This window comes from Gilliamella bombicola (genome assembly GCF_900094945.1).
GTDB lineage: Bacteria > Pseudomonadota > Gammaproteobacteria > Enterobacterales > Orbaceae > Gilliamella > Gilliamella bombicola.
This window is the reverse complement of record NZ_FMAQ01000003.1, coordinates 143,277-161,761: the sequence shown is the minus strand read 5'-3', so window position 1 is coordinate 161,761 and position 18,485 is coordinate 143,277. Positions and strand designations below refer to the sequence as shown.

13 protein-coding genes are annotated in these 18,485 nt (G+C 36.6%); 11 read left to right on the top strand and 2 right to left on the bottom strand.

Annotated elements, in window-relative coordinates; translation table 11 throughout:
- Positions 1 to 406 precede the first annotated feature (406 nt).
- A complete protein-coding gene (locus tag GA0061081_RS04580; protein WP_091347507.1) occupies positions 407 to 1,225 on the bottom strand; it encodes an SDR family oxidoreductase in 819 nt (272 codons plus the stop codon).
- A gap of 132 nt (positions 1,226 to 1,357) precedes the next feature.
- Here GA0061081_RS04580 and GA0061081_RS04575 point away from each other — a divergent pair, with 132 nt between their 5' ends.
- The 6 genes from GA0061081_RS04575 (at position 1,358) to sstT (ending at position 9,660) form a co-directional block, all read left to right on the top strand.
- A complete protein-coding gene (locus GA0061081_RS04575; RefSeq protein WP_091347505.1) occupies positions 1,358 to 2,239 on the top strand; it encodes a LysR substrate-binding domain-containing protein in 882 nt (293 codons plus the stop codon).
- A gap of 296 nt (positions 2,240 to 2,535) precedes the next feature.
- Positions 2,536 to 3,777 carry an NRAMP family divalent metal transporter gene (locus GA0061081_RS04570; RefSeq protein WP_425337782.1) on the top strand — a complete coding sequence of 414 codons (1,242 nt, stop codon included), beginning with the start codon at positions 2,536 to 2,538 and terminating at the stop codon, positions 3,775 to 3,777.
- Positions 3,778 to 3,791: 14 nt separating this feature from the next.
- A complete protein-coding gene (locus GA0061081_RS04565; protein WP_091347746.1) occupies positions 3,792 to 4,568 on the top strand; it encodes a LamB/YcsF family protein in 777 nt (258 codons plus the stop codon).
- A gap of 163 nt (positions 4,569 to 4,731) precedes the next feature.
- Positions 4,732 to 6,330, top strand: coding sequence for a 5-oxoprolinase subunit B/C family protein (locus GA0061081_RS04560; RefSeq protein ID WP_091347501.1), 1,599 nt, complete (start codon positions 4,732 to 4,734; stop codon positions 6,328 to 6,330).
- Positions 6,314 to 8,071, top strand: coding sequence for an acetyl/propionyl/methylcrotonyl-CoA carboxylase subunit alpha (locus tag GA0061081_RS04555; protein WP_091347499.1), 1,758 nt, complete (start codon positions 6,314 to 6,316; stop codon positions 8,069 to 8,071). Before GA0061081_RS04560 ends, GA0061081_RS04555 begins: the two co-directional genes overlap by 17 nt.
- A gap of 332 nt (positions 8,072 to 8,403) precedes the next feature.
- Complete coding sequence (gene sstT / locus GA0061081_RS04550) at positions 8,404 to 9,660, top strand: serine/threonine transporter SstT (protein ID WP_091347497.1); 1,257 nt, start codon at positions 8,404 to 8,406, stop codon at positions 9,658 to 9,660.
- Positions 9,661 to 9,840: 180 nt separating this feature from the next.
- Here the strand turns inward: sstT and GA0061081_RS04545 are convergent, their stop codons facing one another.
- Positions 9,841 to 10,911, bottom strand: coding sequence for a DUF3829 domain-containing protein (locus GA0061081_RS04545; RefSeq protein WP_091347495.1), 1,071 nt, complete (start codon positions 10,909 to 10,911; stop codon positions 9,841 to 9,843).
- A gap of 507 nt (positions 10,912 to 11,418) precedes the next feature.
- On the opposite strand from GA0061081_RS04545, the gene acuI reads away from it, so the two are divergent.
- The 5 genes from acuI (at position 11,419) to GA0061081_RS04520 (ending at position 18,439) form a co-directional block, all read left to right on the top strand.
- Positions 11,419 to 12,423 carry an acrylyl-CoA reductase (NADPH) gene (gene acuI, locus GA0061081_RS04540; protein ID WP_091347494.1) on the top strand — a complete coding sequence of 335 codons (1,005 nt, stop codon included), beginning with the start codon at positions 11,419 to 11,421 and terminating at the stop codon, positions 12,421 to 12,423.
- Between the two features lie 493 nt (positions 12,424 to 12,916).
- A complete protein-coding gene (locus GA0061081_RS04535; RefSeq protein WP_141683336.1) occupies positions 12,917 to 13,708 on the top strand; it encodes a hypothetical protein in 792 nt (263 codons plus the stop codon).
- A gap of 172 nt (positions 13,709 to 13,880) precedes the next feature.
- On the top strand, positions 13,881 to 16,178 hold the full coding sequence (locus GA0061081_RS04530; RefSeq protein WP_091347491.1) for a leucine-rich repeat domain-containing protein: 2,298 nt from the start codon (positions 13,881 to 13,883) through the stop codon (positions 16,176 to 16,178).
- A gap of 13 nt (positions 16,179 to 16,191) precedes the next feature.
- Complete coding sequence (locus tag GA0061081_RS04525; protein ID WP_091347488.1) at positions 16,192 to 17,742, top strand: leucine-rich repeat domain-containing protein; 1,551 nt, start codon at positions 16,192 to 16,194, stop codon at positions 17,740 to 17,742.
- Between the two features lie 469 nt (positions 17,743 to 18,211).
- Entirely contained in the window at positions 18,212 to 18,439 is a 228-nt protein-coding gene (locus GA0061081_RS04520; protein ID WP_065590864.1) for a ChaB family protein, read from the top strand.
- Positions 18,440 to 18,485 lie beyond the last annotated feature (46 nt).

Below are 18,485 nucleotides of genomic sequence, written 5' to 3'. Positions count from 1 at the left end.
TCAGAATGTGCCGACAACAGAGCGAGGTTAGCACGCCAAACAGGACGTTTGGCGAGTTTGTGCTGCGTCTGGAACGCATCACAAACGGTGCGTCAAGACCGAGCGACGGCGTCGGGTAGCCGCAGGCCACATTCTGCAGCCAAGCGCGGGATTGCTAAGGGAATTCGCTTTAATTCCCTTAGCTCGGACGTGGTCACAATAGCTATTTTGTTCACTATAGGTCAAAACGTCCGAAACCTGCGCACTCAATTTATTCTATTCACCAAAACAAAAAAGGCCTGATTTTCCGCCAAAAATCGGTCAGAAAAGGTATTGATTTTATTAAAGTTTTTCTGGCTGTTTTTTAACAAAAAACACCTTATTCATACATGATTTATTCCTTCAGATAATATCATTTCATTTAAAATTAATTGTTATTATCCCACCAATATTTTGCCGTGGCGCCACCATCGATTAATATGTCACTGCCCGTTATGTAGGCGCCTTTGTCTGACATGATGAACTCGGCAAGATTGGCAATTTCGTCAGGTGTGCCGCCCCGACCTACTGGGAGTTGTTTTAGCATATTGCGATAAAAATCTTTTCGGTCGCCATTAAGTTCGTCGTTTGCTAAAGGGGTGTGGATTATGCCTGCGCTAATGCAGTTTATTCTGGCGCCACGATATCCCCATTTGACCGCTTCCACTTGTACTTTTATGGCGTTGCCGCGTTTGGCTAGTTGATAGGCTTTTAAGGTGTCGTTGACGTTTTTTATAAATGGTAAATCAAGCAAGGCTTCGGTCGGGGTTAAGGCTAGGGCTTTAGTTTGTTCTTGTGTTAGAGGTGCTAGGCGGTGTGAAGATTGTGATCCAATGACTAACGCTGAACTGCCTTTTGCCATGACAGGACTAAAAGCGTCCAATAATAGGGCGTTGCCGTATAAGTCAACGTTGAAGATTTGTGCGGCAGATGCTTGCGATGGCGATACCCCAGCAGTGTTGACTAAGCCCATTATTTTGCCTAGTTTTGTGGCTGTTTCGACTAATTTGTTGACCGATTGTGGGTTTGATACATCGCAAGCGGTGGTGTGTACATTAAATCCGGCATTGTGCAGTTGTTGGGCTTGCTTTTCGGCGTGTTCTGGGTTTAGGTCGGCTAATAGGAGTTGTTTGCCTATCGCTATGCGTCTGACAATCGCAATACCTATAGCACCGGATCCACTTAATACAATCACTTCTTTTGTCATGCTCCTCTCCTATTTTGCCTGTTGCTTAATCTTTGGCTATGATTTGTTGATAGTTTAGCGAGGGCTTTTATTGAGATAAATGGGGAGGTGTTTTATAGTGTAGTGAATTAAATTCACTAATAGGGGCTGATTGTGTATAACCTAAATGAGTTAAATTACTTTATTATTGTGGCACAGACTTCTAGCTTTGTTAAAGCAGGGCAATTATTGGGGATTACTTCATCAGCGCTAAGTCATAGTATGCGAAATTTAGAAACTCGATTAAAACTGCGCCTATTTAATCGTACCACGCGTAATGTGTCACTCACCGAGGCGGGGGAACAGTTATTCCGGAAAATTTCACCGTTATTTGATTCGATCCATCAAGAGGTTGATGCGTTAAACCATTTTATTAATACACCTTCAGGAACGATCCGAATTAATGCTCCAAGTATTGCTGTTGAGCAGATTATATACCCTAAATTACGCGATTTTTTGCCTCGTTATCCACAAATTAAAGTTGAAATTCAAGCTGATAATAGTTGGGCGGATATTGTTAAGCAGGGGTTTGATATGGGATGCCGTTTAGGGAGTGATATTGCTAAAGAGATGATCGCCGTTAAGATATCGCCTCCTTTAAAAATGGCTTTAGTAGCTACCCCCAATTATTTACAAGCGAAGGCTGCACCAACATGTATTAAAGATTTGGACAAGCATCGTTTAATTGGTATGCGGATATCTTCGGAGCATGGTACAGAATTACCATGGGAATTTTTGGAAGCAGGAAAAATAGTTAAATACCATCCACATTCGCAATTTATAATTAACAATCATTTGCGTAAGCAAGCAGCCTTAGATGGTTTGGGTATTACTTGGCTTGCTCGTTCTGGTATTGAGCAGGAATTGGCTTCGGGCCAATTGGTTGAGTTATTAGCCGAGTTTGCCATTACATATGATTCTTTTTATCTTTACTACCCAAGCCGCAAAGGGCATTCGAATGTCTTTAAGTTGATTGTCGATGCGTTAAAGTGTTAGTCTTCTATCATAACGTTTAAACGTAAGTTACGTTTTTTTATGCTCACTTTTGGTGCAAACTAGTCTGTTAAGCGTTGTTTATTCATTTTTATGCCTCAATGTTAGGCAATTATAACTATTTTTAATTAGTATTTTTGCTTAAAAACAGTGATGATAGCGCCTTTTGTTAATGAACAACATGTACTATGGCATGATGCTTGCATTATTTTTAAGCAAGCGTCATTAAAACTAACATAGTTGAAAGTCGCTAATAGGGCAGTTGTATTAATAATTGTAGGAACAAATTAAGAGGAGACATGCATATGCAAAATCATAACAGTAGTACCGTTGCTTTTGTTAAAGATCGGCGTGCTTCATTAATCAGTGCCATTTTTTTAATGGCGACATCAGCCATTGGCCCAGGGTTTATTACTCAAACGGCCACGTTTACCGTTACGCTTGGCACTGCTTTTGGTTTTGGTATTTTAGCATCTATTATTATCGATTTTGTTGTTCAGCAAAATATTTGGCGAGTAGTGGCATTAACCAAAATGAATTCGTCAGATATTGCTAATGCAACGATTCCATTTAGCGGTTATTTGCTAGCGGTGCTGATTATCTTTGGTGGATTAGTATTTAATATTGGTAATATTGCTGGTGCTGGGTTAGGTTTAAATGCATTGGTTGGGCTTGATCCTAAATGGGGTGGGGCAATTAGTGCGCTTTTAGCGGTTTATATCTTTTCGTCACGTAAAGCGAGTAATTTTATTGATCGATTGATGATTGGTTTTGGTTTATTAATGATTATTTTGACATTATTTGTGGTGTTTGCATCACATCCGCCAGTTGGTCAAGCGTTAAAAGAGACAGTTTTACCTAGTGATGTTAATTTTGCCTCGATTACTACTATTGTTGGGGGAACGGTTGGGGGGTATATTTCTTATGCTGGTGCTCACCGTTTACTTGATAAAGGCATGGTTGGTGTTGAGCATATTGATTATGTTTCAGGTGCGGCAACCAAAGGGATTATTGTTGTGGGCTTGATGCGCTATATTTTGTTTTTAGCCATTTTAGGTGTAGTGGCAAGTGGTGTGACAATTGATATTTCAAGTTATGCCGCTAACCCCGCATCGCAAGCTTTTCAGGCTGCTTTAGGCGAGTTTGGATTACGTCTTTTTGGTTTAATTTTATGGGCGGCAGCCATTACCAGTGTTATTGGAGCGGCTTATACTTCGATGACTTTTATTACACCTTTTAAACGAACAATTACAGACAAACAACGCCAATTTGCCACTATTATTTTTATTGTTGTTTCGCTTGTGGTCTATTTAGCTATGGGAACAGCACCAGCATCATTACTCGTTTTTGCCGGTGGCTTTAATGGTTTAGTGTTACCGCTTGGTTTGACTATTTTTGTGTATATTGGTTGGCGAAGAGCTGATCTTATGTCTGGATATCATTATCCAAGATGGTTATTGCTGTCAGGTGTAGTTGTGTGTGCAATTACTTGGTATATGGGCATAATGTCGGTCGCTACTATTTTTAACTATTTAAAATAGAGGACAATATGACAATCACTAAATGTATTGATTTAAACAGTGACCTTGGCGAGAGCTTTGGTCAATGGCAGATGGGAAATGATGAGGCAATGCTAAAAGTTGTTAGCAGTGCCAATATTGCTTGCGGATTTCATGCCGGATCGCCAGCGGGTATTTTAAAGACATTAAAAGCGGCCAAAGCTAATCATGTCGAAATCGGTGCTCATGTCGGTTATCCTGATTTAGTTGGTTTTGGCCGTCGTAATATGGATATAGCCGCCGATGAATTAACCGCAGATGTGATTTATCAAATTGGTGCACTAAAAGGGTTAGCCGCTTCAATTGGTGCTAAGGTGAGTTATGTTAAGCCTCATGGCGCATTATATAACACAATTGCGCATGATAAGCGTCAGGCAATGGCAGTGATTGATGCACTTTGTTCGGTTGATTCAACACTGATTTTAGTTGCGCTTGCGGGCTCAAAACTCATTGAGTGGGCCAAAGAAAACGGCTTGCGTGTGGTTGCCGAGGCTTTTGCTGATAGGGCATATCATGCCGATGGTACGTTAGTGTCTCGTAAAGAAGCGGGGGCTGTGTTGCACGATCCCGAGTTTGTTGCTGACCGTATGTTGCAATTGGTTAATGAGGGTGGTGTAACTGCTATCGAGGGGCAGTTTGTGCGTATTGATGCCGGTTCGATTTGTGTTCATGGTGATAGTGCCGGCGCTTTGGCTATGGCGCAAAAAGTCCGAGAAAAATTACAGCAAAATGGCATCAATATAGCTCCGTTTGCTAAGGCTAATAATCGCTAGGTTAGTTAAATATTTGTAAAAATAAATTCAATTAACAACAAAAATTGAAATATGATTAGACAATACGTTGTTAAGTGGCTATAAATTTGGTCGCTAATATAACAAAACAATATAAAATAAGTGTTTTTAGTAATTGGATATTGACCATATATCGAGGTGTTTAATGCGATTTTTACCCGTTAATGTCGATGCGCTTATTGTAGAATTAAATAGCCTTGAGCAAACCATGGCTCTCACTGATGTGCTTCAAGGTGTTTTTGCTGATTGGCATATCGAAGAGATAATCCCCGCAGCGCGAACCGTATTGATCCGTTACAACCCCATTACGACTAATGCCAATACGCTTGCTAAGCATATTGCTCAACTAGATATTTCGGCAAGCGTGATGCAGTCTGGTGAGTTGGTGACAATACCGGTGCGTTATAATGGCGAAGATTTATCCCAAGTGGCAGACTACCTTGGTATAACCGTTGCCGAGGTGATTGCAAGGCACACCAATAACGAGTATCAAGTGGCGTTTTGTGGTTTTGCTCCGGGCTTTGCTTATATGGTATCTAAAACAGCTCAGCTTAATGTGCCACGCCGACAATCGCCCCGCGTTCGTATTCCTGCTGGATCGGTTGCTTTAGCTGGTGAGTTTAGTAGTGTTTACCCACAGGCTAGCCCTGGTGGTTGGCAGCTGATTGGTATCACTGATACGGCTGTTTGGAACATTTATCGTGATGAGCCAGCGCTGTTCAAACCCGGTACTCGGGTTCATTTTGTGGATGCGAGCCAATCGCAGACTACTTATTATTTACCCAAATCGAAAAAACCGGATGATTTTGCTTGCCAACAACAAGATATAACAGTATTAGCAACAGGGCTGCAAACGCTGTTCCAAGACAATGGTCGAGTAGGGCAAGCTACATTAGGTATTTCTGAATCAGGTGCTATGGATAAAAGCGCATTACATAGTGCTAACCGTGTGGTAGGAAACCCCATTAATGAACCTGCGTTAGAGATTACACAAGGTGGTTTTAGTGCTCAAATAAACAGCTCCATGTTGGTTGCAGTGACGGGGGCTTTATGTGAGATCACAATAACCACCGCTAAAAACGAAACCTATACCGCACCGATGTATCAGCCGATTCAATTAGAATCAGGTGATATTATCCGTTTAGGTAATGTAAAATGTGGCGTTCGTAGTTATTTTGCAGTGCGCGGTGGTTTTCAAGTGGCGCCTATTTTGACTAGTTGTTCTTTTGATACCCTTGCACAAGTTGGTCCATTGCCACTAAAAGTGGGTCAAACACTGGCAGTTAAGCAAGCAAAAGTGTTAAACCCTGTTTCATTGACTGAAATACCCGTTATTAATTACCCTACTGGTGGTGATGTTGTGGTATTAGATATCGTGCTTGGACCGCGCACCGATTGGTTTACTCAGCAAGCTGTTGAACTTCTTATTTCACAGCTATGGCAGGTGACGCCGGCTTCCAATCGTATTGGCTTGCGCTTGTCTGGTGAACGGTCATTAAGCCGTGAGAAACAACAGGAATTACCGAGTGAAGGGACTTGCATTGGGGCTATCCAAATTCCCGCTAATGGACAACCAGTGTTATTTTTAAATGATCATCCTTTAACTGGTGGCTATCCTGTTATTGGTGCTGTGTGTAAGTATCATTTAGATTTGGCCGGTCAAATTCCAGTCAATGCCAAAATAAAATTTAATCCTATAGGGATGTTTAAAGAATTTGAAGGGAGTGATGTTGATCATGTCTGACAATAATCAAAACATAACGCATAAGGTCTTGATTGCTAACCGTGGAGAAATTGCCGTACGTATTATACGTGCTTGCCGTGATATGGGTTTTTTATCTATTGCAATTTATGCTGATGCTGATATTGATGCACTTCATGTACAAATGGCTGATGAAGCTTATGGGCTAGCCGGTAATATACCATGTGAAACCTATTTAGATATTGATAAAATTATTGCAATAGCTAAAAAATCAGGAGCAACTATGGTGCATCCTGGCTATGGTTTTTTATCTGAACGCGTTGAATTTGCAAAAGCTGTACAAGATGCAGGCTTAATTTGGGTTGGACCCAACCCTGAAACGATCGAAATATTAGGCGACAAAGTTAAAGCCAGACAGCTTGCATTACAAGTGGGTGCGCCTTTAGTGGTTGGTACCAAAGATCCTGTAAAAGACGCCAAAGAGGCGTTAGAATTTGCTCAAACCTATGGCTTGCCCATTGCCATTAAAGCCGCATTTGGTGGTGGTGGACGTGGTTTAAAAGTTGCTTGGCAAATGGATGAAGTTGAAGAACTTTATCATTCAGCAGTGCGCGAAGCTACAGCGGCTTTTGGGCGTGGCGAGTGTTTTTTAGAACAATTTTTGCATAATCCTCGGCATGTCGAAGCGCAAGTGATTGCTGATAAATTAGGTCATATTGTTGTGGTCGGTACGCGTGACTGTTCATTACAACGTCGTAATCAAAAATTAATTGAAGAATCTCCAGCTCCTTTTATCAGCGAACAGTTAAACCAGCAAATTATGCAAGCATCAATTGCGATTTGTGCAAAAGCGAACTATGTTGGTGTGGGGACGGTTGAGTTTTTACTTAGCCAAGATGGTAAGTTGTCTTTTCTAGAAGTCAATACGCGATTACAAGTTGAACACCCAGTAACAGAAGAAACAACCGGCATCGATCTTGTTGCTGAACAACTGCGTATTGCTCAAGGTTTACCTCTTAGTATTGATAAAACACCGACCCCTCGATCACATGCTATTGAGTTTCGTATCAATGCCGAAGATGCCGCTAACGGTTTTTTACCTGCAGCTGGTACCATTACACGTTTTGATGCGCCATCAGGCCCAGGCGTACGTCTAGACAGTGGGGTGGTAACGGGCTCAACCATCCCTGCAACGTTTGATTCGCTGATGGCAAAATTGATTGTTGTTGGCAATAATCGTGAGCACGCCATAGCAAGGGCTCGCCGTGCGTTGGCTGAATTTGCCATTGAGGGAGTTGCAAGTGTTTTACCATTTGATCGCGCGGTTATTGAACATCCTGATTTTTGTGATGATTTTAACGTGCATACCCGTTGGATTGAAACAGAATTTACTGCAACAATAGAGCCAGCCAAAAGGCAAATACCACAAAAAGAAGTGACGTTAACACACACTTTTATCGAAATTGACGGTAAGCGTTGTAAGCTGGGTTTACCTGCACAGCTCTTGGCTGGATTTTCCTTGAAAAAAGATGATAGTTTAGATGCATCTTCCTGCGTGAAAGAAACATTATCTGATTTGATTGTCCTATCGCCTGTTTCTGGTAATCTTTTTAAATGGGTAGTTAATGACCATCAAAGCGTAAATGAAGGGGATGTTATTGCGATTATGGAAGCCATGAAAATGGAAGTTCAAGTCATTGCACACCGAGGTGGCACGTTAAAAAGAACTATCCAAGAAGGCGATTATATTAATGCTGGGGATGCAATAGCTGAAATTAGTTAGCGCTTGTAGGGCAAAATAAAACGAGGGTGAAATTCCCTCGTTTGCATTGTTCAAATTTTATCTGTGTTATTAAAATATATACTTTATTTAAAAGTGACAGAAATTTGGGAGATCTACTTAAATTGCATGCTAAATGGTAAGATTTAGCTGATATTGTTTTTTAAAGTCAATTAAGACTGATGACAATATTTTGAATGTAAAAACGAATAATTAAATTTAATCATCATACTAAGTAATATATAAAAAAAGCTTATTATTATGATTTTTTGTATAAATTTACTATTCAAATATGTTAAGGTTCTAAATTTGTCTTTAATAAACAGGAAAGTAGTATGACACAATCATCTAATCCTTTGATTCGTTTTTATTTTAAATTAGGATTGATACCCCAGATTTTGTTGGGTTTAATTTTGGGCATTACTCTTGCTGCTGTATCTAAAGATACGGCGCTGAATATGTCATTATTGGGTGGATTATTTATTAATGCCTTAGAATCAGTTGCCCCTGTTCTTGTGCTTATCTTAGTAGTTTCCTCGATATCTAATCACCAACATGGTAAACAAGCCAATATGCGGCCGTTAATTTCTCTTTATTTTGTTGGTATGATGTTAGCTGCATTATTGGCAACCATTGTCAGTTTTTCGTTTCCGTCACAAATTTCATTTGGTGATACGCTAAATAATCTTGAACTTACTCCACCAAGTGATATTACCGCAGTATTAAAAACCTTACTTGGAAAGATGATTGACAATCCTGTCAATGCACTAATAAATGCGAATTATATTGGTCTTATTGTTTGGGGTGTTGGTATTGGTCTGGCACTAAGGCACGCTAGTGAAAGCACTAAAACAATGATGAATGATCTGTCTTATGCTATCTCATTTATTGTCAGAATTATTATCCGATTTGCGCCTTTGGGTGTATTTGGACTTGTCGCTTCAACATTAGCCGAAACAGGTTTTGATGAGCTGAAAAAATATGCTCATTTATTAATTGTATTAGTTTCTTGCATGGCGATTGTTGCATTGGTTATCAATCCATTACTAGCTTATCTAGTTATGCGAAAGAATCCATATCCACTAGTATTCACTGCTTTAAAAGAAAGTGCGATTCCTGCTTTTTTTACACGTAGCTCAGCTGCAAATATTCCTGTCAATATGGGAATCTGTAAGAAATATAACATGGATGAAGATACCTATACCGTTGCTGTGCCATTAGGCGCTGCAATTAATATGTCGGGCGCTGCTGTTACTATAACGGTTTTAACTTTAGCCACGGTGAATTCAATGCCGGCTAGTGCTGGTATACATGTTGATATCTATTCTGCAGTATTACTTTGTGTTGTAACTTCAGTATGTGCTTGTGGGGCATCGGGAATTGCGGGGGGATCTTTACTGCTTATTCCTGTCGCGTGTAGTATGTTTGGTATTCCTAACGAAATTTCAGCTAAAGTGATTTGCATTGGAATTGCTATCGGCGTGATTCAAGATTCGGTTGAAACTGCATTAAATTCGTCAAGTGATGTGGTTTTTATTGGCGCAGTTTCATCGGCAGCACAAAATAGAAAAATGAATATCAACGCATATTAAGTATTGAGTTCTATTTGCATTCATCTACATAACCAACTACATAATGATATGCAGATGGTTATTTAACTAAAATTCATGCATTGCAAACGGTGTAATATTTACACCGTTGTTATTTATACCACTATTTATTGTCATTGATAATGACTAAAATGTTAGCAATGAAACGATGTTTATCTATTTTTAATTGATTACTTGATTATAGCCGTCAATTACACTTTTAAGTTCCCCATTCAAAGAATCAACTTCTCTTTCTACAGTATTGGTCTGTAAATTTTTTAAAACTACTTTCATTTGATTAATCAATCCAGGTAAACGATCAACAAAACGGTCATAATACATATCGTTTAAACCTTGTTGTTTAATCAATTTATTTTTGCCTTTATTCGTCATTAATTCATTGGCTATGGATTCTATTTGTTGAATTTTTTGTTCAAGGGCTGATTTATCGAGATTTTTAAACTGGTTGTCTTCGTTAAAACTTTCATTGATTAAATCGATAACATCTTCAGATAAATCCATGATTTCCATGCAATTGTAGTTAAGTGTTAACCCTTTGTTTTTTATTTCTGATTTTTGAAATGCATGGATTTCTTGGTATAATTTACCATAAGCCGCTAAAGCCACACTTTTTGCTTCAATATATTGGTTATAAAGCGTGTTCAAATTATTTAACAGTTCAGGTAATTTGGCAAAGTCATCCAATTTGTACTCATTATTTAAATAATATTTAGCTATCTGGTCATAAGCTAATCCTATTTCAACGTATTTATCACTTAATGCTTTGCCTGCGGCATCAAGTTCGGGTAACTCTGGTTTAAATGCTAATAACTCAGTAATCAATTGTTTATATTCATCAAGCTCTTTTGGTTCTGGGTGAGAGCCGATAAAAAGTTTCGTTGGATTTTTTTTCACACGATTGACATCAATTATACCGTTTTTATCACTGATACCTCTTAAAAAATCCTTAACTCTGCTATCAAGATGATAAAGAGAAGAAGTCATCTTGCCACGCCCATTCCCTCTTAATTCATCTGCAGCTTGGGAGACATTAGCATTAAAAACCTCTAGCCATATATTACCTTTACGTGCTTTCAGTGCAAATTGCCGTGAAACATCTTCAGTCTTTTTAGAATCAGAAGGTTTAGCCTCTGAAGTTGCTGTGGGTTGTTGCGTTTTGTTTTCGGTTGGTTTGTCATCACAGCCAATCATCAAAAATCCAGCAATCAATACGGTTAAAAAATTTTTTTTCATTGTTTATTTCCTTAATTTTGCATTATAAATTCATTGCGTTAATACTTTATTATCTTTTAATGATTATTTCTAATAAAATATAAAGTTCAAACGATGAATTGCTATGTTTATGCTCAATTTTTATAATAATTCTGGCATTGATTGATACGATGGTTATTACATGTTTTAACAAATAGATACGAGATACGGTGAAGTATTAATTAACCACGAAACGGTATAGAATCCTGAATATTTTTTACAAAAATTTAGCTTGCTGTCTTAATTTATCTTCAATCTGGCTTTCTTTGCTATAGACCATAGGCTATCGAAGTCTTTATCGTAGTGTTTTCACCTCTAAAGCTTGCTAGCATTAGGGTTAATCCTACTTTTCGAAAGCACTACCAGTTTGATCGTTGTCATATGTAACATATCACGTTGCTTTTTCTTGAATGACTACTTATTATTGGAAACTTGTATTTAAGGCAATTGCTCACTTTACTTGAGTACCTTAAGCTATAAGGAAACATTATGTCATTCAATGCCATTATTCTAGAAAAAGAAGAAGCGATGGGGGTTACCTGTTCACTAAAAAATGTTAATAAACAACAATTATTGACACAGCAAGGTGATACATTGATCCAAGTTGCGTATTCAAGTATTAACTATAAAGATGCATTAGCTATCACCAACAAAAGTCCAGTTGTAAGGCAATGGCCAATGGTGCCAGGGATTGATGGTGTTGGTACGGTCATTGAATGTGCTAGTGGCCGTTATCAAAAAGGCGATAGGGTGATTTTAAATGGGTGGGGGTGTGGCGAAACTCATTGGGGCTGTTTGGCTCAATATGCTTATTTACAATCTGACTGGCTGATTCCGCTACCTGACAATCTCACCGCTTATCAATCAATGATCATTGGCACAGCCGGTTATACTGCAGCTTTATGCATCCTGCGTATTGTTGATTTTGGTGTAAAACCACAAGATGGCATGGTATTGGTAACGGGAGCAAGTGGTGGAGTGGGCTCGATTGCCATCACTTTACTAACTAAATTAGGTTATCAAGTTACGGCATCGACCAGTAAAATGGATGAAGCACATTATTTACAAAAACTGGGGGCGGTTAATGTTATTGATAGCCAAACCTTAAAAGAAACGGGTAAACCATTACAAAAAGAAATGTGGTCAGCTGTTGTTGATGCAGTTGGTTCGCACACTTTAGCAAATGCTTGTGCACAGACCCAATATGGCGGCATTGTTGTATGCCTTGGGCTTGCCCAAGGCATGGACTTTCCCGCAACTGTTGCGCCATTTATTTTACGTGGCATAACTTTGGCTGGGGTGGATAGTGTTATGGCAAGTTATGATAAACGCGTAACAGCATGGAATTTATTAGCGCAGCATCTAGATGAAGACATCTTATCTTATGTCGGCAGAACAATCACATTAAACGAGTGTGCTAAAGTGGCAGATCAAATGATTGCAGGAAAAGTAAAAGGACGCTTTGTTGTTGATGTAAACAAACAACAAAGCTAAACTTGACTAAACAGCGTCATTTTGACTAGCATGAACGGTAATTGTTATATTTCATATAAACATGCACAAAAACTGTCGGAAAGGCAATTGGTTTTAGTTAATTTTTTAGGTGTTTTTAACCAGACAATACTCCCCAAAACAAATCACTTAATAAATTAATAAAAAAACGGGTGCTTTAGCGTTCAACTGCTATAATTTCGATGCTTTTTAGTAAAAAGTATCATCATTTGATGAGCAAAGAATCATAAACAATCGAAATAAAACAAAAATTACCTGATTGGTTAATCATTATGTGTTATCGTAGTTGGTATCTGACTTGCCAAGCCTATGCCTTAAATCTACTCCATTTACAGCGTAGTCAAAACAGATTCAATTCTCATTTTTATCATCGAAATCACCGAGATTATCGGTAAGATTTTCGCCAAGAAGCAATTCGCTATTGGTTTTTGCTCAACTACTATTGCTGTATTTGCACAGTTCGCAGGCATTTTCGGTGCAGACACCACCTGTTATTCACGGTTCTTTTCCCTATTTGACGTCTGATAGTAGAATAACCAAGGTGACGGCAATTGATGACTTATTAAGTATTCAGTTATCGAACGGTATCAAAATCACGCCATCAACTAACACATCAACGGTTATCAATCCCATCGTATTACCAGTGGTGGAGCAAAGTCTTAGTGATATAGATATGATGCTGCCACCGTTAGTGAGTTCAGTTAGTTTAAGTGACTTAGTGAACATTTATCATTATTGGGGGAATGATAAATTTGCAACTAGCATCACAGCAAAAGGGAATTTATTGGTTATGTTTACCGACAAAGATGGTAATGCAGTAAGTCGTAGTGATGTTTTAGATATCTGTAAAGCTCCTTATAAAATATTGTTAAATAGTGGCATTAGTCGTTTAGCGATACAGTACGGTATGCTAAATAGTCGTGTTTTTACAAGCGATTCGGTAACCTATTACATCAATCCAAAGGCACAACCTAAAGTTTGTTATTTAAAGGTAGGGAACACGGCTCTTGATACAGGCTCTTACGCCGGAGTTACTAACATTTGGAATCCTAATAAAGGGTTGTTAGTTCAATCTACAGATCCATCCTCTTATGGTTTTAACTTTCCAACGACGGGTGCTGATGGATTGTATTTTGATTTAGATATAGGAGGCGTGAATGGAAGTCAATTGGTTTGGGCTCCTGTATCTCATGGTGGAATAACTGCTATCATGACGCCGTCACCTGATAATGAAGGTATGACACGGGTAACGTTAGCGGGGGCCTAGAGCAAGTAGTACGCAAATAAAGACATTGAACCCTAAGTTCACTTAGCCTGCCATCTTTACCGCAAACTTCTTCGTTTTTATGTAATGTTATATAATTTTGGCAAAAATAATTATAAAAATAACTTCTTAATACTTTTTAGGAAGTAAATTATTGGGATATAGGATTTAGTATATGAATATTTTAAATGTAAAGAATTTGTTAATTATCAGTATAGGCATACTATTAACAATTTTTCTTTGCTTATTTGTAAAAAATTCTGAAAATGAAAAGGTCAATAGCTTAATAACAGATATTGATAGTTTGATAGACAAAAAAAACAGTCAACAAGTTAATTTAAGATATAAATTATTTTTCAATTATCTAAAGCAACAAGAAACTGACTATTCAATTAAAGATAATCACATTTATATTAGTGATAATTTATACATAGATGATGATGAAGCCAAATTTATCTTACCAGATAATTTATCGATAGAAGGTGATTTATATTTAAATAATAACTATATAAGGCAATTACCCAATAATTTATCTGTTGAGGGTGATTTAATTTTATATAAAACCAAAATAAACCAATTACCTGAAGATTTACATGCAGGTTCAATTAGTTTACCTGTAGAGCAGATTAATAATATAGCTTATCGTCAAGAAGTGGGTATTGATGATATTACATTATTTGCTGTATTTATTGACAATGAAATAAAAATATCAGTACCAGCATGGCGATTTTTAGGTGATCTTAACTCATTTGACGCAAAAATTGATGAAGAATACTCACAAACCACTGAAGATGAATATCAGTCAGAAATAGAAAAATATAAACAGGCAGCCAAAGAATGTGTCAATGACTTGATTGAGATGAGAAAAAATCAAGCCAATTTATTAATTGTTCAAGAGCAATACAAAGATTTTTTTAAATTCTTAGATTATGAAAAGATCGAATATTCATTTAAGAATAATAATATTATTATTGATGGCTGGTTTAAAATTAAGGATAGCTCTATTCAATTACCTGATAATTTATCCATAAAAGGTAACTTAAACTGTGATGGGATTAAAGTAACCCAACTACCTCAACTTCCCTATAATTTATCGGTTGATGGTGAGTTTGAAATTCTTTCTTGCGGCATTTTAACGGAGTTACCTAATCGTTTATTTGTTAACTATTTAAATTTAGGGGATAGCTTTATAACTCAATTACCTGATGATTTATATGTGAATTATCTATTTTTGAGAGACAGCTTTATATCTCAATTACCTAATAACCTTTCTGTTGGTCAGCATTTAGACTTAAGAGGCACACCAATAACTCAATTACCAGATAATTTAAAGGTAGGGAAATCGCTCATTTTAGATGTAAGAAGAATTCGTAATATTGCTTATCGTGAATATATTGGCGAAGATCAAATTACATTATTTTCTGTATTTGTTAATGGAGAAATACAAATATCGGTACCTAGCTGGGAATTTTTAGGGAACCTTAAATCATTTGAAAGAAAAATAGATGTAAACTACCAAGGTGTAACCGCTCAGCAATACAAACAAGCCGCAAAAGAGTGTACTGACGAATTAATCGAGATGAGGAAAAACAACGTAGTAAATAACAACCAAATAACTACTAGTGACGTTGAAAATCCAAAAGCAAAAAACACGATAAAAGAGGCGATTACGCTATCTTCTACACCAGCTGAAAGTAGACAAGAAGATCAAGAATTTTTTAATAAATTACATAAATATCCATTGTTAGACACAGATCGATTTATTTATATTCATTATAGCGACAGCGATGTATGGATAGATTTTCGGGGCACTCCAATAACCAAAATTCCTAATAGGCTATTTATAAAAGGAAGTATGGATATAAGTGAGACCATGTTAACTAGACTTCCTAATAAATTATATGTAAAAGGTCTTTTAGATATTAGTGACACGGTGATAAGTGAATTACCTGATGGAATATATGTAAACAGGTTAAATGCTAGCAATACCCGCATTACTAAATTGCCAGATAACTTCTATGTCTATGATGATTTGTACTTCAACAATACACCAATAACTGAACTACCAAGTAATTTATTACTTAAGGGGGATATGGATTTATCTGATACGCCTATCACCAAACTGCCTGACAATTTATCAGTAGGTAGAAATTTGAAATTAAATAACACCAATATAACCACATTACCCGAGAATTTATCAGTGGGTAAAGGTTTGGATTTGGATGTTCAAAAGATAACTAATATTGTTTATCGTGAACATGTTGGTGAAGATGACATTAAGCTGTTTTCTGTATTTAATAATGGAGAAATACAGATATCGGTACCTAGCTGGAAATTTTTAGGCAACCTTAAATCATTTGAATCAAAAATAGATAAAAAATTTTCTGAGGTAGTAGCAAAACAATACAAACAAGTCGCACAAGACTGTATTGATGAATTAGCTAAGCGCAGAAATACTAATCGATCCATATAAAAGGATTTGCAATATGAAAATATTAAATAAAATTAATATAAAAACTTTTGTTACTGGATTGATGTTAAGTTTGTTTTCCTGTTTGGTTATTGCAAATGTTGAAAATGAAACGAGAACCAATCCTATTGAACTTCTGTATGAAAAACATGGAGCGTTTTTTGATTATTTAGATTATAAAAAAATTGATTACTCAATTAAGGGTAATTCTATATTTGTTTACGATTCTTTAAATTTGGACAATGAATATATTTTTTCATTACCCGATAATTTATTTATTAGTGGTAAATTAGATATCAACCCATGTTTTATCAAATTTCTACCAAATAACTTATCTGTAAGCGGCGATTTGAATTTATGCAATAACCTTAAAAGTGATATAGTGTCGGCAACTAATTTATCTGTTGGTGGTAATTTAGATTTGAGTTTTGGTAAAGTAAATGAATTGCCTGACAATCTATTTGTTGGCGGAGATTTAGATTTAAGACGTAATAATCTGTATGAAATACCCGATAACTTGTCTGTGAAAGGAGATTTGGATTTATCTGAGAATCCGCTTAATTATTTACCTGACAATTTTTATGTAGGTGGAAATCTTCATTTATTTGCCAACAATCTAGAAAAATTACCTAATAATTTAATGGTTGGTGGTCATTTGGATGTATCGTCTGGCATAGAAGAAATCCCAAATGATTTATTTTTGAATGGCGAACTATATTTATTGGGTTCAAGCGTAAATAAATTACCAGAAGGCCTTTCAGTTAAAAAAAATTTGGTTTTATCTCGTCGTATAACTGAATTGCCAGAACATTTATCAGTTGGTGGTGATTTAAATTTGAGTTTTGGTAAAGTAAATAAATTACCTGATAATTTATTTATTGGTGGAACTTTGAAATTGACTAGTTCAAGTACCATTGAATTACCCAATAATTTTGCTTTAGATGGCAATTTATATTTGGATGATAGCAACATTACTCAATTACCTGATAATTTATCATTGAAAGGGAATTTAACCTTATACAAAGGAAAATTAACTAAGTTATCTGATAATTTAACGGTGGGTGGTTATATTTATTTAAGAAGTACTCAAATTGCCGCGTTGCCTGCTAATTTATCTGTAGCAGGTGATTTGTATTTATATGAAACCCAAATAACCGAGCTACCCAATAATCTATCATTAAATAGCGGGCTTTATTTATATAAATCACCTGTAACTAAATTACCCGATAACCTATCTGTAGCAGGTGATTTATCTTTGCATGAAACCAAAATTACGGAGATTCCTAACGATTTGTCAGTAGGTGGAAAATTAGATTTAGATGTAAAAAGCATCAACAATATTGTCTATCGAGAATCTGTTGGAGCGCATAAGATTACCTTATTTTCGGTATTTGTTAATGGTGAAATACAAATATCCATACCTGAATGGGATTTTTTAGGTAATTTTGAATTATTTGAAGCAAGAATAGATAAAAAACTTTCTGAGGCAGAGACACAAGAATACAAAAAAGCAGCAAAACAATGTGTTGATGAGTTGATAAAAATACGAGATAACAAAGAACTCTAAATATTTATTTCATAAATATAAGAATGTGGTATTTAAATATATTTGCCTGAATAGATACTGCGAAGTGTTAATTAATCACGAAACGGTATAGAATCCTGAATATTTTTTACAAAAATTTAGCTTGCTGTCTTAATTTATCTTCAATCTGGCTTTGTTCTTTGCTAGCTGATTATAAATGATCGGAAGACTGACCATACATATTTAGCCAATCGATAACGGTGATTTTTTTATGATATAGACGCCATATCTCTTATCTGGAATATGGCGTTAGGTATATGCATTACTGTCATTGCTGAAATTACTATCAACAATGCGAGCAATTCCGACTCGTTAGATCACATCAGCGGGTTCTTAAATGAAATTAGCTTGTATTATTTTATAAATCGGACTACATTCGTTGGAGTGCTATTTTTACCATTACCATTTTAAATTTTCAGTCATCTAAGATTAATTTATGAGGGAATGTGATATGCCATATAAAACACGTGAAGATTTACCTGATTCAGTACGCCATGTCTTGCCTGAACATGCGCAAGATATTTTTAAAGAAGCATTTAATAGTGCAATTAAGGAATATCAAGATCCGCATAAACGGCGTGATAACAGTGCACCAGAAACGATTGCTTTTAAAGTAGCTTGGGCTGCTGTCGAAAAGGTTTATCACAAAGGTGAGGATGGTAAATGGGTAGCTAAATAGATATTTAAATGGTTTAAGTTGAGCAACACAGCTTAATATTTTGAAA